The sequence below is a fragment of the Phenylobacterium sp. genome, from assembly GCF_004297125.1.
Lineage (GTDB): Bacteria > Pseudomonadota > Alphaproteobacteria > Caulobacterales > Caulobacteraceae > Phenylobacterium.
Genome location: NZ_SCVD01000022.1, coordinates 40,613 through 61,083, shown reverse-complemented (window position 1 = coordinate 61,083; position 20,471 = coordinate 40,613). Strand labels below are relative to the sequence as shown.

The 20,471-nt window shown below is 68.6% G+C and carries 19 protein-coding genes, 1 tRNA gene and 1 pseudogene; 9 read left to right on the top strand and 12 right to left on the bottom strand.

Annotation, left to right across the window (positions count from 1 at the left end; all coding sequences use genetic code 11):
- The first annotated feature begins 57 nt into the window (after nucleotides 1-57).
- A complete protein-coding gene (locus tag EPO51_RS15190) occupies nucleotides 58-1,986 on the top strand; it encodes a DUF3857 domain-containing protein (protein WP_293351971.1) in 1,929 nt (642 codons plus the stop codon).
- 337 nt (nucleotides 1,987-2,323) lie between these two features.
- On the opposite strand, the gene EPO51_RS15185 is transcribed toward EPO51_RS15190, so the two are convergent.
- The 4 genes from EPO51_RS15185 to EPO51_RS15170 all read right to left on the bottom strand — a co-directional run bounded on the left by EPO51_RS15185 (nucleotide 2,324) and on the right by EPO51_RS15170 (nucleotide 6,324).
- On the bottom strand, nucleotides 2,324-2,707 hold the full coding sequence (locus EPO51_RS15185; RefSeq protein WP_293351969.1) for an endonuclease domain-containing protein: 384 nt from the start codon (nucleotides 2,705-2,707) through the stop codon (nucleotides 2,324-2,326).
- A 201-nt stretch (nucleotides 2,708-2,908) separates the two neighbouring features.
- Nucleotides 2,909-4,537: an ABC-F family ATP-binding cassette domain-containing protein gene (locus EPO51_RS15180; RefSeq protein ID WP_293351967.1), complete on the bottom strand. Its 1,629-nt coding sequence runs from the start codon at nucleotides 4,535-4,537 to the stop codon at nucleotides 2,909-2,911.
- A 195-nt stretch (nucleotides 4,538-4,732) separates the two neighbouring features.
- Nucleotides 4,733-5,131, bottom strand: coding sequence for a Zn-ribbon domain-containing OB-fold protein (locus tag EPO51_RS15175; protein WP_293351965.1), 399 nt, complete (start codon nucleotides 5,129-5,131; stop codon nucleotides 4,733-4,735).
- 2 nt (nucleotides 5,132-5,133) lie between these two features.
- The gene (locus EPO51_RS15170) at nucleotides 5,134-6,324 is read right to left on the bottom strand and encodes a thiolase domain-containing protein (RefSeq protein ID WP_293351963.1); all 1,191 of its coding nucleotides are present in this window, start codon (nucleotides 6,322-6,324) and stop codon (nucleotides 5,134-5,136) included.
- Between the two features lie 189 nt (nucleotides 6,325-6,513).
- On the opposite strand from EPO51_RS15170, the gene EPO51_RS15165 reads away from it, so the two are divergent.
- From EPO51_RS15165 to EPO51_RS15150, 4 genes and pseudogenes are all read left to right on the top strand, one after another.
- Complete coding sequence (locus EPO51_RS15165) at nucleotides 6,514-6,936, top strand: PaaI family thioesterase (protein ID WP_293351961.1); 423 nt, start codon at nucleotides 6,514-6,516, stop codon at nucleotides 6,934-6,936.
- Nucleotides 6,937-7,033: 97 nt separating this feature from the next.
- Nucleotides 7,034-7,123, top strand: a tRNA-Ser gene (locus EPO51_RS15160).
- 618 nt (nucleotides 7,124-7,741) lie between these two features.
- Nucleotides 7,742-7,840, top strand: a pseudogene (locus tag EPO51_RS28140) (PEPxxWA-CTERM sorting domain-containing protein); the annotation flags it as partial.
- A 46-nt stretch (nucleotides 7,841-7,886) separates the two neighbouring features.
- Nucleotides 7,887-8,591, top strand: a complete 705-nt coding sequence (locus tag EPO51_RS15150; protein ID WP_293351957.1) for a glutathione S-transferase N-terminal domain-containing protein — start codon at nucleotides 7,887-7,889, stop codon at nucleotides 8,589-8,591.
- On the opposite strand, the gene EPO51_RS15145 is transcribed toward EPO51_RS15150, so the two are convergent.
- From EPO51_RS15145 to EPO51_RS15135, 3 genes are all read right to left on the bottom strand, one after another.
- On the bottom strand, nucleotides 8,588-9,667 hold the full coding sequence (locus EPO51_RS15145) for a PepSY-associated TM helix domain-containing protein (protein WP_293351955.1): 1,080 nt from the start codon (nucleotides 9,665-9,667) through the stop codon (nucleotides 8,588-8,590). The two genes, EPO51_RS15150 and EPO51_RS15145, sit on opposite strands and share 4 nt — an antisense overlap.
- Nucleotides 9,667-11,793 (bottom strand): TonB-dependent receptor, encoded by a 2,127-nt coding sequence (locus EPO51_RS15140; RefSeq protein WP_293351953.1) that lies wholly within the window; start codon nucleotides 11,791-11,793, stop codon nucleotides 9,667-9,669. The genes EPO51_RS15145 and EPO51_RS15140 overlap by 1 nt, the downstream gene beginning before the upstream one ends.
- Before the next feature lie 63 nt (nucleotides 11,794-11,856).
- Nucleotides 11,857-13,053 carry an MFS transporter gene (locus tag EPO51_RS15135; protein ID WP_293351951.1) on the bottom strand — a complete coding sequence of 399 codons (1,197 nt, stop codon included), beginning with the start codon at nucleotides 13,051-13,053 and terminating at the stop codon, nucleotides 11,857-11,859.
- A gap of 140 nt (nucleotides 13,054-13,193) precedes the next feature.
- Here EPO51_RS15135 and EPO51_RS15130 point away from each other — a divergent pair, with 140 nt between their 5' ends.
- Nucleotides 13,194-13,487 (top strand): glycine zipper 2TM domain-containing protein, encoded by a 294-nt coding sequence (locus tag EPO51_RS15130; protein WP_293351949.1) that lies wholly within the window; start codon nucleotides 13,194-13,196, stop codon nucleotides 13,485-13,487.
- A 5-nt stretch (nucleotides 13,488-13,492) separates the two neighbouring features.
- Here EPO51_RS15130 and EPO51_RS15125 read toward each other — a convergent pair whose 3' ends face one another.
- From EPO51_RS15125 to EPO51_RS15115, 3 genes are all read right to left on the bottom strand, one after another.
- Nucleotides 13,493-15,133 (bottom strand): peptide ABC transporter substrate-binding protein, encoded by a 1,641-nt coding sequence (locus tag EPO51_RS15125; protein ID WP_293351948.1) that lies wholly within the window; start codon nucleotides 15,131-15,133, stop codon nucleotides 13,493-13,495.
- 42 nt (nucleotides 15,134-15,175) lie between these two features.
- The gene (locus EPO51_RS15120; protein ID WP_293351946.1) at nucleotides 15,176-15,448 is read right to left on the bottom strand and encodes an usg protein; all 273 of its coding nucleotides are present in this window, start codon (nucleotides 15,446-15,448) and stop codon (nucleotides 15,176-15,178) included.
- A 108-nt stretch (nucleotides 15,449-15,556) separates the two neighbouring features.
- Nucleotides 15,557-16,126, bottom strand: a complete 570-nt coding sequence (locus tag EPO51_RS15115; protein WP_293351944.1) for an NUDIX domain-containing protein — start codon at nucleotides 16,124-16,126, stop codon at nucleotides 15,557-15,559.
- Nucleotides 16,127-16,207: 81 nt separating this feature from the next.
- Between EPO51_RS15115 and EPO51_RS15110 the strand changes: the two genes are divergently transcribed.
- The gene (locus EPO51_RS15110) at nucleotides 16,208-17,551 is read left to right on the top strand and encodes an erythromycin esterase family protein (protein ID WP_293351942.1); all 1,344 of its coding nucleotides are present in this window, start codon (nucleotides 16,208-16,210) and stop codon (nucleotides 17,549-17,551) included.
- On the opposite strand, the gene EPO51_RS15105 is transcribed toward EPO51_RS15110, so the two are convergent.
- A complete protein-coding gene (locus EPO51_RS15105) occupies nucleotides 17,548-17,985 on the bottom strand; it encodes a Dps family protein (RefSeq protein ID WP_293351940.1) in 438 nt (145 codons plus the stop codon). The two genes, EPO51_RS15110 and EPO51_RS15105, sit on opposite strands and share 4 nt — an antisense overlap.
- Nucleotides 17,986-18,001: 16 nt before the next feature.
- On the bottom strand, nucleotides 18,002-18,208 hold the full coding sequence (locus tag EPO51_RS15100) for a DUF2061 domain-containing protein (protein WP_293351938.1): 207 nt from the start codon (nucleotides 18,206-18,208) through the stop codon (nucleotides 18,002-18,004).
- A 187-nt stretch (nucleotides 18,209-18,395) separates the two neighbouring features.
- Here EPO51_RS15100 and EPO51_RS15095 point away from each other — a divergent pair, with 187 nt between their 5' ends.
- Complete coding sequence (locus EPO51_RS15095) at nucleotides 18,396-19,673, top strand: LLM class flavin-dependent oxidoreductase (protein ID WP_293351936.1); 1,278 nt, start codon at nucleotides 18,396-18,398, stop codon at nucleotides 19,671-19,673.
- Between the two features lies 1 nt (nucleotide 19,674).
- Nucleotides 19,675-20,451, top strand: a complete 777-nt coding sequence (locus EPO51_RS15090; protein WP_293351934.1) for an alpha/beta fold hydrolase — start codon at nucleotides 19,675-19,677, stop codon at nucleotides 20,449-20,451.
- The last annotated feature ends 20 nt before the right edge of the window (nucleotides 20,452-20,471 follow it).

Here is a 20,471-nt window from a genome sequence, read left to right as displayed (position 1 = left end):
CAGCAGGTACGACGGGGGCCTGCTCCTGCCTGGGCGAAGGTCGCGGAGCCGCTGCCGTTGCCTGAAGCGACCAGCGGCCCGATGTTCGTTCGCCGGCAGGACGCGCTGATCCACCTGAGTTCCGAAGGTCAGGCGCAGTACTCCGGCTATCGCGCAAAGATCCTGCATTCCAGCGCCCTACCGATGGGGAACATCTCCATCGCCTGGAATCCGCAGGCCGCAGCGCCGATCGTGCATGGGATCAAGGTGTACCGCGACGGGGAGGTCACGGACGTCCTGAAGGACGCCTCGTTCGAGATCCTCCGTCGCGAGAACCAGCTGGAGGCAGCGAAGCTCGACGGAATCCTCACAGCGATCCTCCGCGTCCCCGACCTGCGGGTGGGCGATGAGCTGGAGGTGGACCTCACGACGTTCACCCGCGACCCAACGCTCGGCGGCAACGAGGCCGGTCTGCTGTTCCTGGGGGCCAGCCCGTCACCTGGCCGCTATCATCTGAGCTTGAGTTGGGAGCCCGGCCAGAAGCCCATCTTCCAGATGACCCCCGATCTCGCGAAAGTGGCCGTGACTAGCGAGCGGGCTGTAGACCTTAGCTTCGACAATCCGGCCACTGTGTCGCCGCCCAAGGACGCACCGGGGCGCTACCAATGGCAACGAATCCTCGAATACACCGACTTCTCCGATTGGGCGGCGCTCTCGCGCCATTTCGCGCCGCTCTACGACAAGGCGGCGACGCTGCCTGCGGGGTCTTCCCTGAAGCGCGAAGCCGCCCGTATCGCCGCGGCGCATGCAGATCCGATGGCCCGGGCGAGCGCGGCGCTGAAGCTCGTCCAGCAGGACGTGCGATACATCTACGTCGGCCTCAATAGCGGCAATCTGACGCCCGCCTCGGCCGAGGAGACCTGGCAGCGGCGCTATGGCGATTGCAAAGGCAAGACTGTGCTCCTGCTGGCGCTGCTCGCTGAACTGGGCATCGAAGCCAAGCCCGTGCTGGTCAACTCAAACGGGGCCGACGATGGCCTCGACGGGCGGTTGCCGGTGCCGAGCTATTTCGACCATGTCCTCGTGCAGGCCCAAATCGGCGGCGCTACGTACTGGCTGGATGGGACACTACCCCCCGTCGCGGCGCCGAGCATTCGGCCGCTGTCGCGCCATAGCTGGGTGCTGCCGGTCACCAAGCAAGGCAGCGGGCTGCAGAAGGTGGAGTGGAAACCTGCAGCGACCCCGGACGAAATCAACCTCATGGAGATCGATGCGCGCGCGGGCTTTGACCAACCGGCGCGCAAGGTCTCGACCAGCATCGTGCGCGGAGTGAAGGGCCTGCAGCAGCAGGTGCAGTTCTCCGCCCTGACGCCCGGGCAGCTGAAAGACGCGTTCCGTCAGCGCGCCATCGGCGATGTGTGGCAGACGATCGACGACGTTCAGTGGCGCTACGATCAGAAAGCCGGTGCTAGCATCCTGATGATCAGCGGCACGGGGACGGTGGATTGGGACGATGATGGCGGCGGCGCGAGGTCGATGTCGTTGCCGGGCGGCGGCTTCAACCCGCCGGAGCGCCGCGTGCGCGCGAAGGAACAGAGTGCGGACGTGCCATTCTACACCAAGCCCGAGTACAACTGCCACGTGACGACCGTAAGGCTTCCCACGTCCACCCAGCCCAAGCAGTGGTCGTCGAAGGCGAGCTTCGACACGCACATCTTCGGAAGGAACTACTATCGCGCGTGGGAGCTGCGCGATGGCGCCATCCGGATGGTTCGCGGCTCGCGCATCGAGCAGCCCGAGATCGACGCAGCGACCGCACAGCGTGACAACGGGCGCATTGCGTCGTTTGACAACAGCATGGGCTGGATTTCCTACAGGCCCTCAGGTCAGCGGACGGCAGTCGGCAACGGCGAGCGGGTGCCAGCCACCTATGACTTCGATTGGACGGCGAGCGACGTCCCATGTGCGTCGCCCGCGAAGGCGACGACAGGCGCATCGCTGAACTAGGGGTGAGCCCGCTGTAGCGTAAGCAGAGGAGATCGAAGCGACGGCTGGAAGCGTTGCTGCAACGTCCGTCGACCCGATCGAGAACATCTCGCAGGGAGGGGGTGTGAACGTCCGCCCGATCTCAAGGTTGGTTGCGCGCGCTCCCCAAACGTCCCCAACGGGTCGCACTACGTCACCGGCCCCGCGCCCCAAACCGGACCTCGGCACTTTGGCAGAGAGCGGACACGATAGATGGCGGGTGGAGGATGGTGAGCGGCGGCCTCCTCTCCCCCCGCGAAGCGAGAGGGGAGAGGGGTTGGAGAGGGGCGACGCAGGCCTCGCCGCCGCCGCTCCGGGTTCAGCCAGGACCCGTGGACGGATGCTCGCCGCCGCACGCGTCGAGGATCGTGGCGCATACCCCGTCGCGGTTCGTGAGCGCCGCGGAGTTCCAGAAGCGGATCACCCGCAGGCCGAGACCTTCCAGATAGGCGGTGCGACGCGCGTCGTAGGCCACCTGGCCCGCATGCTGGCCGCCGTCCAATTCGACGACGAGCCCGGCCTCGACGCAGAGGAAATCCACAATGAACGGCCCTTTCGGGACCTGACGCCGCCATCGCCAGCCGCCAAGGCGCCGGGCCCGTAGCGCGTTCCACAGCTGCGCCTCGGCCTCACTGTCCTCGCGGCGGAGCGCGCGGGCGCGATCTCGCGGCGTGGTGTCCTTGAGGGTCTTGAAGGAGGCCATGGGACCGACGGTGGGTCATGGCTGGGCCGTCGTGCAAGCGGCAAGGCCTGCGTCGCCCCTCTCCCTACCCTCTCCCCACTCTTCGCTGCGCTCGGGGGGAGAGGAGGGGATGCGTCTGGGTCCGCAACGGGTCGACCCCCGTCATTGACTTAGCGCCACCTACCGGGGCGGTGACGGGGCTGCCCGGACCCGACCGCGCCCCTACCCGCCCGGGTGCAGGCCCGGCGCTTCCTGGCCGGTGCGGGCGACGTATTCGGAATAGCCGCCGCCGTACTGGTGGACGCCGTCCGGGGTCAGTTCCAGCACGCGGTTCGAGAGGGCCGCCAGGAAGTGGCGGTCGTGGCTGACGAAGAGCATGGTCCCTTCGAAGTCCGCCAGGGCGGCGACCAGCATCTGTTTCGTCACCATGTCGAGGTGGTTGGTCGGCTCGTCGAGGACCAGCAGGTTCGGCGGATCGAACAGCATCTTGGCCATGACCAGGCGGGCCTTCTCGCCGCCCGAGAGGACGCGGCAGGGCTTCTCGACGTCGTCGCCGGAGAAGCCGAAGCAGCCCGCCAGGGTGCGTAGCGCGCCCTGGCCCGCCTGGGGGAACGAGCCGTCCAGCGACTCGAAGATCGTCTCCTCGCCGTCCAGCAGGTCCATGGAGTGCTGGGCGAAGTAGCCCATCCGGACGCTGGCGCCGATGTTCACCACGCCCTGGTCGGGGGCGGTGGCGCCGGCCACGAGTTTCAGCAGCGTCGACTTGCCGGCGCCGTTGGCGCCCAGCACGCACCAGCGCTCCTTGCGGCGCACCAGGAAATCGAGACCGTCATAGATCGGCTGGGCGCCGTAGCCCTTGTGGACGCCTTTCAGGCTGATCACGTCGTCGCCCGACCGCGGCGGGCTGCGGAACTCGAACTGGACCGACTGGCGGCGGCGCGGCGGCTCGACGCGTTCGATCTTGTCGAGCTTCTTGACCCGGCTCTGGACCTGGGCGGCGTGGCTGGCGCGCGCCTTGAACTTCTCGATGAACTTGATTTCCTTGGCCAGCATCGCCTGCTGGCGCTCGTACTGCGCCTGACGCTGCTGTTCGCCCAGCGCGCGCTGCTGGTCGTAGAAGTCGAGGTCGCCCGAATAGGTGATGAGGTCGCCGCCGTCGATCTCGACCACCTTGCCGATGATGCGGTTCATGAAGGCGCGGTCGTGCGACGTCATCAGCAGGGCGCCGCCGTAATTCTTGAGGAAGGCCTCGAGCCAGATCAGGCTTTCCAGGTCGAGGTGGTTGCTGGGTTCGTCCAGCAACATGCCGTCGGGCCGCTGGAGCAGGATGCGCGCCAGCGCCACGCGCATCTTCCAGCCGCCGGACAAGAGCCCGACGTCGCCGTCCATGCGCTCCTGGCTGAAGCTGAGGCCCGCCAGCACTTCGCGCGCACGGGCTTCCAGGGCGTAGCCGTCCAGTTCCTGGAAGCGCTCCAGAACCTCGCCGTAGCGTTCCATGAGGGCGTCCAGCCGATCGGCCTGGTCCGGATCGACCATGGCCGCCTCGAGCGTGGCCATCTCGGCGGCCAGGGCGCTGACGGGACCGACGCCATCCATGACCGCGGCGACCGCGCTCTGGCCCGACATCTCGCCGACGTCCTGGCTGAAGTAGCCGATGGTCATGCCGGGATCGATCGCGACCAGCCCGTCGTCGGGCTGCTCCTGGCCGGTGATCATGCGGAACAGCGTCGTCTTGCCGGCGCCGTTCGGGCCGACGAGCCCGACCTTCTCGCCCTTCTGGAGGCTCATCGAGGCTTCGATGAACAGGATCTGGTGGCCGTTCTGCTTGGAGATATTGTCGAGGCGGATCATCGGGCGGCCTGCTAACCCGGCGGCGAGGAGAACGCCAGCCTTGGCCCGTCCGCTGGGCCTGGGACACCTACGACGCCCGCAAGGATCAGCGGCGATGAAGCTGGGTCATGGCTGGGCCATCGGCGGATCACGCTTGCACGAGCCGCCCCTCACCCTGCCCTCTCCCCTCGGGCTTCGCCTCGGGGGAGAGGAGGTTTAAGCCGGCACGAACACCGGCACGGGCGGGCCGCCCTCGGTGTCCTGCAGCTTCACCTTCACGCGCATGCCGATCTTCACGTCGTCCGGCGCCACGTCCACGATGTTGGTCAGCACGTTCGGGCCTTCGGCCAGGGTCACATAGGCCAGGGCGTAGGGGCCGCTGGGCGATTTGCGCAGGATCGAGAAGCTGTAGACCACGCCCTCGCCAGGGCTCTCCTCCCAGACGGTCTGGTCCGAGTGGCAGAAAGGGCAGATCGTCCGCGGATACCAGTGGGCCTCGCCGCAGGCGGTGCAGCGCTTGATGAGGAACTTGCCTTCGGCGGCGGCGTCGAAGAACGGCTTGCTCTCGACGGTGACGGCGGGGGCCGCGATCGGCCGGGTCATCAGTTCGGACATGCTCAGGCCTCCCGTTCCAGGACGATGGTCGCCGCGCCGTGGCGCACGCCCAGCGAGCCGCCGGTGCCGTGGGCGACGGCGAGGTCGCAGTTGGGGACCTGCACCTTGGGGTGCGCCTCGCCGCGCAGTTGGCGGACGGCCTCGATCACCTTGGTGATGCCGCCGCGGTTGGTGGGGTGGTTGTTGCAGAGGCCGCCGCCGTCGGTGTTGAACGGCAGCTTGCCGACCCCCGAGATCAGGCCGCCGTCGGCCACGAACCTGCCGCCCTCGCCCTTCCCGCAGAAGCCCAGGTCCTCGATCTGCATCAGGACCGTGATGGTGAAGCTGTCGTAGATCGACGCGTACTTGATGTCGGCCGGCTTGACGCCCGCCTCCTCGAAGGCGCGGGGGCCCGACCAGACCGCGCCCGAATAGGTCAGGTCCAGCTTGCCGCCCTGCTGCACCTTGGGCGCCTCGCCGGCGCCGAGCAGCTTCACCTTCGGCCGCTTCAGGGACCTGGCGATCTCGGGCGAGACGACGACCAGGGCGCCGCCGCCGTCGGTGACCACGCAGCAGTCCAGCAGGTGCAGCGGGTCGGAGATCATGCGGCTGTTCACCACCTCCTCGACCGTGACCACGTTCTTGAGGAAGGCGTGTTCGTTCCACTGGGCGTGATGGCTGGCCGCCACCTTGATCCAGGCGAGCTGCTCGGACGTGGTGCCGTATTCGTACATGTGGCGCATGGCGCACATGCCGTAGGTGTTGTGGGTGGAGCCGCCGTAGATGCTCTCGAACCCGGCCTCCGGCGCGCCGTCGCTCAGGCCCTGCGGCGGACGCCCGCCCCCACCCGCGCCCGGCCGGTTCCCGCCGTTGCGGGGCCGGCCAGCCAGGGTGATCAGCGCCACCTGGCATTTGCCCGCCGCGATCGCCTGGGCGGCATGGGCGACGTGCAGGATGTAGGACGAGCCGCCGGTCTCGGTGGTGTCCATGTGGCGGACGTTCTTCAGGCCCATGTAGTCGATCATCGACAGGGCCCCGAAGCCGGGCGCGTCGCCGGCGCAGAAATAGCCGTCCACGTCGTCGAACCCGAGCCCTGCGTCCTCCAGCGCGCCCCGGGCGCACTCGGCGTGGAGCTGGGCGGTGGTCTTGTCCGGGGCGTCGCGCGTGGGGTGCTCGTAGGCCCCCATCAGGTAGGCCTTGCCTTTGATGCTCATGCAATCTCCCGAAAGGGGCGCTGAAGAATGGGTACGGGCTTAGCCGCTGGGCCGGGCGTCAGCAATTGTACCTAGGGTCAGCTCCGGCGCGGCGCGCCGACTCGGCCAGGGCGGCCGGTTCAGTCTCTGCACTTGGCTGTCGCAACGTCAGCTTCCCATCTGGAGCGCGACGCTCACGAGGAGACCGACATGCTGGAGGGCAACCAGGCCGCCCTGTTCGCCGAGCGCCAGAAGGGTATCCTGCCCGGCGAGCTGGGCATCGAATGGGACGAGGTCGCCAACGGCCGCGCCCGCGGGCGCTTCGTCGTGGCGCGCAAGCACATGGCCCCCAACGGCTATATGCACGCCGCCTCGGCCGTGGCGCTGGTGGACAGCGCCTGCGGCTACGGCTGCGTGGCCTCGCTGCCTGAGGGCGCGACGGGTTTCACCACCATCGAGATCAAGACCAACTATCTGGGCACCGCCAAGGAGGGCGAGGCTGTCGCCTGCGAGGCGCGCCTGCTGCACGGCGGCCGCATGACCCAGGTCTGGGACGCCGAGGCGGTCAACCAGACCACCGGCAAGACCATCGCCGTGTTCCGTTGCACCCAGATGGTCCTGTATCCCCGCTGAACTTGCGGCTTCAGATCGCAGTTGCGTGACAACGGCCAGATGAGTAGAACGCCCGCTCGCTCAGCGGGACCCTTCCGAGGGACCCGCGGCCGGCTCTGGAGAGGTGGCTGAGTGGTTGAAAGTACCGCACTCGAAATGCGGCGTGCCTTTACGGGCATCGTGGGTTCGAATCCCACCCTCTCCGCCAGCCGGCTACGCGCCTAGCGCGTGGCAGCCGTAGCGCCCGCAACCCAGGGCGCCTGCCGCGCGCCGTTCGCCCGCATCTTCGCCAAAGCGACGCCGAAGCGTCACCTTACTGTCGAGCCCCGCGCATACCGCTTCCTGGCATCTGTTCAGGAGAATAACGGCAATGCGCACGCTCATGCTCGGCCTCGCGGCCACGCTCGCCCTGGCCGCCTCGGCCAATGCCACCACCTACGTCGGCGCGCGCACGGTCGGCGCGGCCACGGTCGACTTCACCATCGTCACCGACGACACCCTTGGCGTGCTCGGCGAGGACAACATCGTCGACTGGAAGGTCGTGGTGAAGAACAATGGCGAGACCGCCACGTTCGGCGGCCCGGATTCCGGCGACGACTCGAAGGTGGACATCTTCGGCAGCGCCTTCACGGCGACGACCAGCGGCCTGTACTTCGACTTCAGCGCCCCGGGCGTGAACTACGTCGCCTTCGTCAGCGACTTCCGCCAGAGCTGGTGCCTGCAGACCAACAGCTGCTTCGACCAGAACGGCCCGGAAGAGATCGCCGTCGCCGGCGCGTTCGTCACCAACTTCGACCGCGCGCCGCGCAGCGGGCTGCAGCAACTGGCCGGCGTGCCGGAGCCGGCGACCTGGGCCATGATGCTGATCGGTTTCGCGGGCGTCGGCGGGGCGATGCGCTCGCGCCGGCCGGTGCTGGCGGGCTGAGGCTTCGGCCCCCATCTGGGAGGCTTCCCGCAGCGGAGCCTCCCGGATGACCGACCTCTCGACCTTTCCGATCACCCGGCGCTGGCCGGCCCGGCATCCCGAGCGGCTGCAGCTCTATTCGCTGCCCACGCCCAACGGGGTGAAGGTGTCGATCATGCTGGAGGAGGTCGGGCTGGCCTACGAGGCGCACCTGGTCGATTTCGCGACGGACGACCAGAAGACGCCGGAGTTCCTGTCGCTGAACCCCAACGGCAAGATCCCGGCGATCCTCGATCCCGACGGCCCCGACGGCAAGCCGCTCGCGCTGTTCGAGTCGGGCGCGATCCTCCAGTACCTGGCCGAGAAGACCGGCAAGCTGCTGCCCGGCGATCCGGCGGCGCGCTACGAGACCCTGCAGTGGGTCTATTGGCAGGTGGGCGGGCCGGGGCCGATGTTCGGGCAGGTGGGCTTCTTCCATAAGTTCGCGGGCCGCGAGTACGAGGACAAGCGTCCGCTGCAGCGCTACGTGGCCGAGAGCCGGCGGCTGCTGGAGGTGCTGGACGGCCGCCTCGAGGGGCGGACCTGGATCATGGGCGACGACTTCACCATCGCCGACGTCTCGCTGCTGGGCTGGGTGCGCAACCTGATCGGCTTCTACGAGGCCGGTCCGCTGGTCGAGTTCGACACCCTGAAGAACGTTCCCGCCTGGCTGGAGCGCGGCCTGGCCCGGCCGGCCGTGCAGCGTGGGCTGACGATCCCGGCACGGCCCTAGGTGGCCGGCAACGGATCGCGGCGGCGCCGCCGCGGCTTTCGGCGGAACCAGAAGGTCCAGACCGTGAGGCTGCCCAGCGTCATCAGCGTCAGGCCCGAGAGCGTGATCACCAGCCGGTAGGCCAGGCCGCCCACCTTGCCGGAGTGCAGGGGATAGAGGGCGTTGTAGGCCTGGACCTGGCGGGGCATCGCCAGGGCGTCGCCGGCGCGCACCAGTTCGCCCGTGTCGGCGGCGAAGTAGAGGGTGGTCCGGCCGTTGGGCAGCCACTCCTCCGGCTGGCGCATCCGCAGGCTGATCAGCCCGGTCTCGCCGCGGGGCAGCGACAGGATGCGCACCTCGGCGGTGGGATAGAGCCGCCGCGCCGTCTCGATCATGCCTCGCCAGTCGGGATGGTCCGCCAGCTTCGCCTTGCGGGGCGGCGGCGGTTTGAGCGCGGCGGTCACCTGGGCCGACGTGCCCGGCCCCAGGATGGCGTCCGCCACCGGCCGGAAGACCATGATCGTCCCGGTGATCAGCGACAGGGCCAGGATCGGCGCCATGACGACGCCTAAGTCCCTGTGGTGCCGCAGGATGGCGAACCGCTCGAACTTTCGCGGCCACAGGCGGAACTCGTAGGCCCGCCGCATCCGCCACCACAGGATCGCCCCGGTCACCACGAAGCCCAGGCCGCAGAGGCCGGCGACGCCCGCGACGATCTCGCCCGTGTCGCCGGTGAACAGGTGGTGGTGCAGGTCGAACAGCCAGACCTCGGGCCGCTCCCACTTGCTGGTCCAGCGGGTGATCAGCTCGCCCTGCTGGGTCGTGTAGGCCCCGGCCCCGGCCTGCGGATAGCTGAGCTGGTTCAGGCCGAAGGTCTTGCTGGCGAAGACGATGCTGCGCGGGCGCTCCGGCGCGGCCATGATCGCCTCGGCGGCGGCCGCCAGCGCCGCCGTGTCCTGGACCTGCGCGTCGCCGGCGTGCGGCAGCATCACCCAGGTGTCCTTGTAGGCCAGGATCGTCCCCGACAGGGCCAGCACCGCCAGCAGCAGGCCGATGAGGCCGCCCAGCCAGCGGTGCGCCAGGTCGATCAGGCCCATCAGAAGCGGTAGTCCCAGCCCAGGGTGAAGGTCCGCCCGCGGCCGGAGAAGAATCGGGCGTTGTTGGTCGGCTGCTGCGTGTCGGTGTTGTAGTCGATGTAGTACTCGTCCAGCAGGTTCTGGGCCGACAGCGAGAGCGCGCCCAGCCGGCCGAAGTCGTAGCGGACCGAGCCGTCCACCAGGGTGTAGCCCTCGAAGCTGTTGCGGGGATCGGCGCCGTCGAAGTCGCGCGAGATGTACTTGCCGAGCTGCAGGCGCGAGGACCAGGGGCCGCGGTTGTAGTTCGCCGCCAGCACGATCCGGTCCGGCGAGATGTTGGCGCCGTCCAGGTCGATGTCGACGCGGCCGTCCGCGTTCGAGTCGGCGCGGCCCTTCAGATGGGCGTAGCCGCCCTGGAAGGTCAGCCCCTCGACCGGCGTGCGGACCGTGGCGTTCAGCTCCAGGCCCTCGATCTCGACCCGCTGGCGCTGCACCTCGAACACCGTGCCGACCAGGACCAGGAGCTGGCCCCTGGTGCTGGTGGACCAGAAGTAGCTGGCGCTGGCGTCGATCCAGCCGCGCTTCAGCTCCAGGCCCACCTCGCGGTTGTTGGAGACGATCGGGCTGATGTCGAGGTAGTCGTCGATGTCGACGCCGTTGATGTTGATCGCCCGCGTGATGCGGCCCACGTCCGGCACCGTGTAGCCCTGGGCGTAGCTGACGTAGCCGCGGACGCCCGGCGTGGGCTCGAAGATCACCCCGCCATTGAACAGGGTGTCGTGGAACTCCGGCGACCCGCCCGACACGAAGCGCGAGCCGTAGAAGGCCAGGGTCGTGAAGTCGTCCACCTTGATCTGGACGTTCTCGTTGCGTAGGCCGCCGGCGATGCGGAGCTTCTTGTCGAACAGCGCCAGGTTGGCCTGCACGAAGGGCGCGACGCTGCGGTAGTCGGTGGGGGGCACCCAGACGCGGTCGGTGCGGACCAGGGCCTGTTCGGTGCGGTCCTTCAGCAGGTCCAGGCCGACGATGGCGGTCAGGTTCTCCAGGCCCGGGACGGCGCGCTCGTAGCTGAACTTGGCGCCCAGCTTGCGCGAGCGGTTCTCGGACTGGTCCAGCAGCGTGCCCAGCGGCGCGATCCGGACGTCCTGGAAGGTCGCCGATGAGTCGCCGCCGAACAGGTCGCGGCTGCGGTTCCAGAAGGCCTGGGTGACAAGGTTGCCGCCGAAGAGGTCGGTGTCGGTGTAGGAGACCGCCGCGCTCTCGGTTCGGCCCCGCGCGGGCGTGCCGGGCTGGATCCCGCGGATCGCGGTGGAGGGGACGCCGGTGGTCCGGTTACCGGGGACGTTCAGGTAGTCGCCGTCGCCCTCGAGCTGGAAGCGCGACAGGATCAGGTCCACGCGGGCGGTCTCGCTGACCGCATAGCCGAAGCGGCCGAACAGCGACCAGCCCTTGGAATCCTGGGTCTCGCCCTGGGCGGCGTCGAAGCCCACGCGTTTGCCGTGGCCGTCGTAGTAGGCGCCGCGGGTCTCGTAGGCGGCGCCCAGGGTGGCGTCGAAGGCCCCGTGCTTCCAGGCGCCCAGGCCGGCGGCCTTGTACCCGGCGCCGTCGCCGTGGAAGCCGTTGTCGGCGAGGGTCTGCAGCAGGGTGCGGCCGCTGAAGCCATCGTCCTTGGGCGCGCCGACCGTCACCTGGTTGACGATGCCGCCCGTGCCGCCGATGCCCTGCAGGGCGTTGGAGCCGAAGATCACCTCCACCCGGTCGACGAAGAACGGGTCGATGGTGAAGCCGTCGCGCGAGCCGTCACGCAGCGGGGTCGATTGCGGGATGCCGTTGATGGCGTAGAGCGGGGAGCGGCCGCGCAGGGTCTCGCCGGCGCCCGACAGCTTCTGGCGGGTGGGCGAGAACGAGGGGGTCAGCGCCGCCACAGCGTCGACCACAGAGCCGCCGATGGCGACCTGCTGGTCCAGGGCGCTCTTGTCGATCACGTCCACCGTCAGCGGCAGGGCGTTGGCGGGCAGGATGGTGCGCGCCGCGGTGACGACGACTTCGCCGACCTCGCGGCCCTGATCGGCCTCGTCGGCGTTCGCCGGCGAGGCGGCCAGCGCCGCGCCAAGGATCAAGGCGATGGTGGAAGTCGCAGTCCGCATAGGCCCCCTCGGGTGTTGAGGAGGGGCCTATAGATCAGCCGATCATGCGAGTCATTCGCATTCTCACGCTTGATGCGGTTTTGCCGCCCGGCCCAGCGCCACGAGCAGGACCGCCGCCGTCAGCGCCACCGGCGCCATGGACAGGAACACCTCGCCAGGGCTCGCGCCCGCATTGCGCAGTTCGCCGGCGATCAGCGGCCCGCCGATGGAGCCCAGCCGGCCCACGGCGATGGCCGCGCCCGCGCCTGCCGCCCGCAGATGGATCGGGTACAGCATGGGCGCCACCGCATAGAGCGAGAACTGCGCCCCCATCACCAGGAAGCCCGCGGCTCCGGACAGGACGAAGATCGCCATGGGCGCGTTCGAGGCGGCCAATCCGGCCATGGCGGCGGCCAGGGCCACGTAGACGATCGCCAGCGGCCAGCGCCATCCCAGCTTGTCCGCGACGGCGCCGACGAGGATCGAGCCCGCAGCGCCGGCGACGTTGAACACCATCGCCGCCATGAAGCCCTCGGACGGCGGATGGCCCTTGTCCACCACCAGGGTCGGCAGCCAGTTGAGCGCCAGGTACAGCACCACCAGGGTCATCATGAAGGCAGCCCAGATCAGCACGGTGGGCGCCGCGCGTCGCTCCGCGAACAGGGCCCGGCCCAGATGGCGGTCGGCGGCGGGATCGTGCGGCGGCCTGGTCTCGGGCAGCAGCAGGAAGATCACCGGCAGCAGCAGGAGCGGCACGACCCCGCCGGCGATGAAGATGGTCCGCCACTCGAGGCTGTCGCCGGCCAGGCGGGCGATCAGGGCCGAGGTCGCCCCGCCCGCGGGCATGCCGCAGAACATCGCCGAGACGGTGGCCGCCCGACGCTCCGGCCTGCTGATCTCGACCGCCACCGCGATCAGGTTGGGCATCGCCCCGCCGAACCCCAGGCCGGTGGCCAGCCGCGCCCAGAGCAGGGCCTCGTAGCTATGGGCCGTGGCGGTCAGCAGCGAGAACAGGCCGAAGGCGGCCACCGAGCCCAGCAGCACCGGCTTGCGGCCATACCGGTCGGCCAGCCAGCCGCCGGCGAAGGCGCCCACGACCAGCCCGATCATCGCCGCGCTGCCGGCCCAGCCCTGCTGCGCGGGGTTCAGGCCCAGCTCGGGGATCATCTTCGGCGCGGCCACGCCGAAGGCCTGGATGTCGTAGCCCTCGACGGCGGCGATCAGGAAGCAGACGAAGACCACGAGGCCCGCGCCGGCCGCTCCCAGCGACTTTCCCTGCACCCTCGCCCCCATCGAATCCGCCGACGGCGGGCAACATGCCACACCCCCGCCTGAAACCTAGCGCTGCCTTGGGGGTTACGGGGTGAGGGGACCTGCGTGTCGAACCCATCAACGCGTGTCGAACCAACAAGGAGAAAGCCATGCGCAACAGGCTGATCGCTGCGATCGTGTTCGCCACCGCCAGCACCGCGCTCGTCGCCGTCCCGACGGCGGCCGAGGCGAAGCGGGTCCTGGTCTGCAAGGACGTGAAGAACAAGGCCAACAACGGCACGATCATCGGCGCCGTCGGCGGCGGCGTGCTGGGCAATGTGGTGGCTGGGAGCGGCAACAAGACCGAAGGCACCCTGATCGGCGCCGGCGTCGGCGCGGTCGCGGGCCACCAGATCGCCAAGAGCAACGCCAAGAAGAAGCGCTGCCACTACGAATACCGATAGGCTGACTAGCCTCCCGCCGCCGCTGAAGCGGGGGCGGTGAGGCACATCCACCGTGTCCGATGGAAATTGGGCGCGTTGTGGGCCCAGCCGGTGACGCGTCGGCTGACCAGGTTGCGGTTCACCACGAAGAAGACCGGCGCGACCGCTTCATCGTCGAGGATCAGCTTTTCCGCCTGGGCCAGGACCCGCGCGCGCTTGGCCGCGTCCGGCTCCTGGTCGGCGGCGGCCAGCAGGGCGTCGTAGGCGGGGTTCCTGTAGTCGCCATAGTTCTGCGCCCCGGTGTCCGACTTGAAGAGGCCCAGGAAGGTCACCGGATCGTTGAAGTCGCCGTACCAGCTCAGGTTGCCGACGTCGAAGGCGCGGCTTCGGTAGGCGTTGAACGCCACGCCCGTCTCGTTCTGCTCGATCTTCACTTCGACTCCGATCGCCCGCCAGTCGGCCTGGATCGCCTCCATCAGCAGCATGGTGTCGGTGTTGTTCGGTGTGGTGATGGTGAGCTTCAGCGGCCGCCTGGCCGTGTAGCCCGCCTCGGCCAGCAACCGCTTCGCCTCGGCCTGCCGTGCGGCGAAGGGCATGGCCGCCCAGGCCAGCTTGGGTCCGTCCTTGACGTAGTTGGCCGTGATGCCCGGCACGAAGGCGTAGGCCGGCTGCTGGCCCGCCCGCAGCAGCTTCCTGGTGATGAAGTCGCGGTCGATGGTCATCGACAGCGCCCGCCGCACCCGGATGTCGCGGAACGCCGGAACCGATGCGTTGAACGCCAGGTAGGCCGTGGCCAGCGAGACGTCGGTGCGCGCCACGCCGGGCAACGTCTTCTGCAGCCGCTCGTAGCGGTTGGACTGGAAGCGGGTGTTGAGGTCCAGCTCGCCGCGCGCCACCCGCCGCTCGGCGCTGACCACGTCGGGCGTGGGATAGTAGTTCACCCGGTCCAGGCAGACGTTCTTCGCGTCCCAGAACAACGGGTTCTTCTCCACGGTGATCCGGTCGCCCAGCCGCCAGGCCGTGAGCTTGAACGGCCCATTGGAGACATAGCGGCCCGGCCGGACCCAGCCGTCGCCGTACTTTTCCACCACATGCTTGGGTACGGGATAGAAGCTCTGGTGCTTGAGCAGTTCGGGCAGATAGGGCGCCGGGTGCTCCAGGGTGATCTCGACGGTGCGCGGGTCGATCGCGCGGACGCCCAGGCTCGCCAGCGGCGCCTTGCCCTCGTTCACCGCCTGGCCGCCTTTGATGACGTAGAGCAGGTAGGCGTAGATCGAGGCGGTCTTCGGATCGAGGGTGCGCCGCAAGCCATAGACGAAGTCGTCGGCGGTGACCGCGACGCCGTCGGACCATTTCGCGTCGCGCAGGTGGAAGGTCCAGACCCGGCCGTCGGGGCTGACCTCCCAGTGCGTCGCGGCGCCCGGGATCGGCCTCGCGTCAGCCGCATCGGTGGTCAGGCCCATCATCAGGTCGCTGATGACCGAGGCCTCGTCGATCAGGTTGGCCTTGCCGGGGTCGAGGGTCTGGGGTTCGGAGTTGTTGCCATATTCCAGGCAGACCTTGCCCGCGGGGCAATCGGCGCGCTGCGGCGCGTTGCTGCAGGCGGCAAGCGCCAGGGCGGCGAGGAACGCGGCGGAGAGCTTCAGCACCCCGCCATCAGTCCACATGGATTCGCCGCCTGTCGAGCGGGAGCGTGTCGAGGCGGATCGCTAGTTCAGGCGGAATTCCGCGTCGATCGCCGTGAGCTGGGCCGGCTTGATGAGGCGGCAGTGACCGACAGTGACCTTGAACAACGGCCCGTCCAGGGTCCGGGTCCAGAAGTCGAGGAACTTCCGGAGGGTCGGGAATTCCGGGAACAGGTCGTAGTCCTGCCAGAGATAGCTTTGCAGCAGGCTGGGGTGATCCGGCATCCGGTAAAGGATCTCGGCGGTGGTCAGGCCGTAGCCCTCGAGCTGCTTCCTGAAGGCGGGTGAAGCTTGCATGGCGACCTCGCAGTGGAGCTGAGGTCAGGCTAAACTTGATTCGATGAATTGTTCCTGAAAAACAGTCTGTTAGCACTCACCTTGGGCGCCTGCTGCCAGGCTCTCGCCCTATCCGAACAACTCCGGCCGCCGCACCCGCAGCGCCAGGATCAGCGCCAGCGACTTCAGGTCCTCGATCTTGCGCTGCTCGACCCAGGTCCAGAGCAGGGACAGCGGGACTTCCTCGACGCCGATGTGCTCGTGCTCCCCGTCCACGCCGCCCCCCGAGGCGGTCCGGTCGGCGACGGCATAGGCGGCCAGGAACAGGTCGACCCGCTCGCTGGAGACGCCCGGGCAGGAGAAGGGCGAGCCCACGGGCTCCAGCCGGCTCAAGGCCACGCCGCACTCCTCCATGGCCTCGCGGATGGCGGTCTCCTCCGGATCCTCGTTCTCGACCATCCCGGCCGGCGCCTCCAGCAGTTCGGGCGGCCCGCCCGCCCAGATCACCGGCGCGCGCGGCAGGTTGACCATCAGCGCGGTCTTCCGCTCGGGGTCGTAGGGCAGCACGCAGGCCGCTCGGCCGTGATGCTCGATCTCCCGGTTGAAAGTCTCGCCGTCCGAACCGCTAAAGGTGGCGCTCAGGAGCGTTATGTAGCCCTGGTAGACGGTCTCGACCCTGCGCAGCTCAACGGTCGTCATTTCGCCATCCTCTCGACCGCCTTCCGCCGGGAACGGGAGGGATGGTCGCACAGTTGCGTAGGGTATCCGGAGAGCTTGGCCATGCCCGACATTCGTCCGTACGTCGAGCACGCCCGCGGCTATCCGACGGGCGCGTCCGGCCAGATCGCCGACGCCGCCGAGCCGCTGCCCGCGTTCGACGATCCCGCCTTCGGCCGCCTGTTCGACCGGTTCGCCGACGCCCGCGTCGTGCTGCTGGGCGAGGCCAGCCACGGGACCTCCGAGTTCTACCAGGCGCGGGCCGCCATCACCCGCTGGCTGGTCGAGAAACGCGGCTTCAACATCGTCGCCCTGGAGGCCGACTGGCCCGACGCCCGGGTGCTGGACGCGCGCGTCCGCGGCCGCCGGCCGGCGCCGGGCGAGGCCTTCGCCCGGTTCCCGACCTGGATGTGGAAGAACCGCGAGTTCGACGCCTTCCTGGGCTGGCTGACCGGGCACAACCGGACCCGGTCGCTCGGCGACCGCGCGGGGATCTACGGTCTCGACCTCTACAACCTCGCCGGCTCGATGCGGGCGGTGGTGGACTATCTGGACCGGGTGGATCCCGAAGCGGCCAAGGTGGCGCGGGAGCGCTACGGCTGCCTGAATCCGTGGGCGCAGGATCCGGCGACCTATGGGCGGATGGCGGTCTCGGGCCGCTACGCCGGCTGCGAGGCGGCGGTCACCTCGATGCTGACCGACATGCTGGGCCGGCAGATGCGCGAGATCCCCAGGGGCGACGACGAGGGCCTGCTGGACGCGACCCAGAGCGCGCGGCTGGTCCGCGACGCCGAGGCCTATTATCGGGCCATGTACTATGGGGGCGGCGAGGCCTGGAACCTGCGCGACACCCACATGTTCGAGACGCTCCAGACGCTGCTGGAGGCCAAGGGCCGCCACGGCAAGGCGGTGGTTTGGGCGCACAATTCCCACGTCGGCGACGCCCGGGCGACGGAGATGGGGGTGGTCCGCGACGAGCTGAACCTGGGCCAGCTCTGCCGCCAGGCCTGGGGCGAGCAGGCCCGCCTGATCGGCTTCGGCACGCACACGGGAACGGTGGCCTGCGCGTCGGACTGGGACGCGCCGATGGAGGTGAAGGAGATCCGCCCCTCGCTCGCCGAGAGCCAGGAACGGCAATCCCACAACACCGGCATCGATCGCTATCTCCTCGACCTGCGCGCGGGCCAGACGAACGGCGTCCGCCGCGCGCTCTCCGACCCTCGGCTGGAACGCTTCATCGGGGTGATCTACCGCCCCGAGACCGAGCGCTGGAGCCACTACGCCGAATGCCGGCTCTCAGAGCAGTTCGACGCCTGGGTCTGGTTCGACCAGACCACGGCGGTGACGCCGCTCACGGCGCCGCCCGCCGTTCCCGGCGAAGACGATACCTGGCCGTTCGGCGTCTAGCCGATAGAGACGCGCAGCATCCAGGCGTGCTTCTCGTGGGCCTCGACGCGGGCGTCGATCAGCGAGGCGGTGACGTCGTCGGCGCCTTCGCGGGCGGCCTTGGCGGTGGCCACCAGGGTCGCATGGTCGGCGACCAGCTCCTTCAGCATCGCCTGGGCGTCCTGCTTGGGATCGCCGTCCTTGATGTCGGAGAGCTCGCCGAAGGCGCGGTAGCCCTGCGGCGCGTATTCGCCCAGCGCGCGGATGCGCTCGGCGATCAGGTCGATGGCCGCCCACATCTCGGTGTAGTGGGTCATGAACAGCGCGTGCAGCGAGCCGAAGTTCGGGCCGCGGACGTTCCAGTGGTAGCCGTGGGTCTTCAGATAGACCGCGTAGGTGTCGGCCAGCAGCTTCGAGAGGCCGGCGGCGACCTTCTTCTGGGATTTATCGGCCATGGTGATCTCCCTTGGATCAGTGGTGGGCGTGGACGCGGACCGGGATCGGCTCGCGGTTGGCCCAGGCGCGTTCGTGCAGCGCGAAGGCGATGGTCTGGAAGATCGGCTCGATCAGACCCACGGCCAGCGCCGCGCGCCAGTTCTGGGTGAGAGCATAGGCCACCGCAATGGCGACGGTCATGTGAACCAGCGACCAGCTGGCGGTCTTGGCGGCGAAGCGCATCGCGGCCTCCTGTTGCGAACAATTCTCAACATAGATCAATCCAATCGAAATTCAATGATCCAAAGGTATTATATTTGCGAACCTTGGGCGCGCCGACACAGCACGTTTGGGGGTGACGGCGGGCCTCGGTAGGTTATCGTCGTTCAGCGACCTTCCATCAGAGAAGGCGCGACGGAGGAAACGGACCATGAAGTTCACCTGGTTCAACCTGATGCCGTGGCCCTATCTGCCGGACGATTTCCGGGAGACGCACCGGTCGGTCTGGGTGGACATCGACCAGAAGCTGTTCGACCCCGTGAAGAGCCACGAGGTCTACAACACCTACATGGACCTGCTGGAGTACGCCGACACCCTCGGCTTCGACGGCGTGGGGGTGAACGAGCACCACCAGAACGGCTACGGCATCATGCCCAGCCCGAACATCATCGCCGCCGGCCTTGCCCGCCGCACCAAGGACGCCGCCGTCGTGGTGCTGGGCAACTCCATCGCCCTCTACAACCCGCCGGTGCGGGTGGCCGAGGAGTTCGCGATGCTGGACTGCATCTCGGGCGGGCGGCTGGTGGCGGGGTTCCCGGTCGGGACCTCGATGGACACCAACTACTGCTACGGCCAGATCCCCAGCCTGACGCGGGAGAAATACCAGGAGGCCCACGACCTGATCATCAAGGCGTGGACCACCCGCGAGCCGTTCGCCTTCAACGGCCGCTACAACAAGCTGCGCCACGTCAACATCTGGCCGCGGCCGATCCAGCAGCCGCATCCGCCGGTCCACATCCCCGGCGGCGGGTCTGTCGAGACCTACGACTTCTGCATCGACAACACCTACTCCTACTCCTACCTCAGCTTCTCCGGCTACCTGCGGGCGCAGGCGCTGATGAACGGCTACTGGAAGCGGGTGGAGGAGCGGGGCGTCGACAAAAGCCCCTACCGCGCCGGCTTCGCCCAGACGATCCTGGTGGCCGACACCGACGAGGAGGCCGAGCGGCTCTATTCCGAGCACGTCAGCTATTTCTACAACCGCTGCCTGCACGTCTATCCGGGCTTCGCCGACGCGCCGGGCTACCGGACGATCAAGACCATCCAGACCGGCGCGCTGTCGCAGTACGCCCCGCCCACCGGCGGCTATACGCAGCTCACCTGGAAGGAGCTGACCGAGCAGGGTCACGTGATCGCAGGCAGCCCCGAGACCGTGCGCCAGAGGATGGAGGACCTGATCAAGGGCCTGAACGTCGGCAACATCTTCTGCCTGATGCACGTGGGGAACATGCCGGCCGACAAGTGCATGTATTCTACCAAGCTCTTCGCCGAGAAGGTCATGCCCAAGCTCAGGAACATGTTCCCCGACTGGGCGGACGACAATCGCTTCTGGACCACCCCGCTCAAGGACCGGGTCACCGCCGGCGCCCTGCCGAAACAGGCGCCGACCCGCGAGGAACTGGCCAGGACCTATGCGGTGGAGGCCTGAGATGGAACTCAAGACCGTCCAGACCCATCACGTCCCGGTCCGCTGCCTGGAAGGCGGTTCCGGGCCCGATCTCGTCTTCCTGCACGGCGCGGGCGGCGTCACCGCCGACGACCCGCTGCTGGCGGAACTGGCCAGGACCCACACCGTCCACGCCCCGCTGATCCCCGGCTACGGCGACAGCGACGAAGCGCCCGAGATCCGCGACATGCTGGATTTCACGCTCCACACCTGGGACGTGGTCGCGGCCCTGGGCCTGAAGGACCCGATCCTCGTGGGCCATTCCATGGGCGGGATGATCGCGGCCGAGATGGCGGCCATCGCGCCCAACGACGTCTCGCGCCTGGCGCTGATCGCCCCCGCGGGTCTGTGGGACGACGAACATCCGATCGCCGACCTGTTCGCGACCCTGCCCTACGAGATGCCGGAGCTCCTGTTCCACGACGCTGCGGCGGGCGCAGCGATGATGACCGCGGGCCGTGACGTCACCGACCCCAACTTCCTGCAGACCTATCTGGTGACCAACGCCCGGCAGCTCGGCATGGCCGGCCGCATACTGTTCCCCATCCCGGAGCGGGGGCTCCAGCAGCGGCTCTACCGGATCAAGGCCAGGACCGTGATCGTCTGGGGGGATTCGGACCGCCTGATCCCGCCGGTCTACGCCCATGCCTTCAAGAAGGGGATCGCCGGCGCCGAGCTGGTCTCGATCCCCGAGGCCGGCCACATGATCACCCTGGAGAAGCCGGCGCTGGTCGCTGAGGCGATCGGCAGGCTGGGCTAGAACCAAATCCGCAGGCCGGA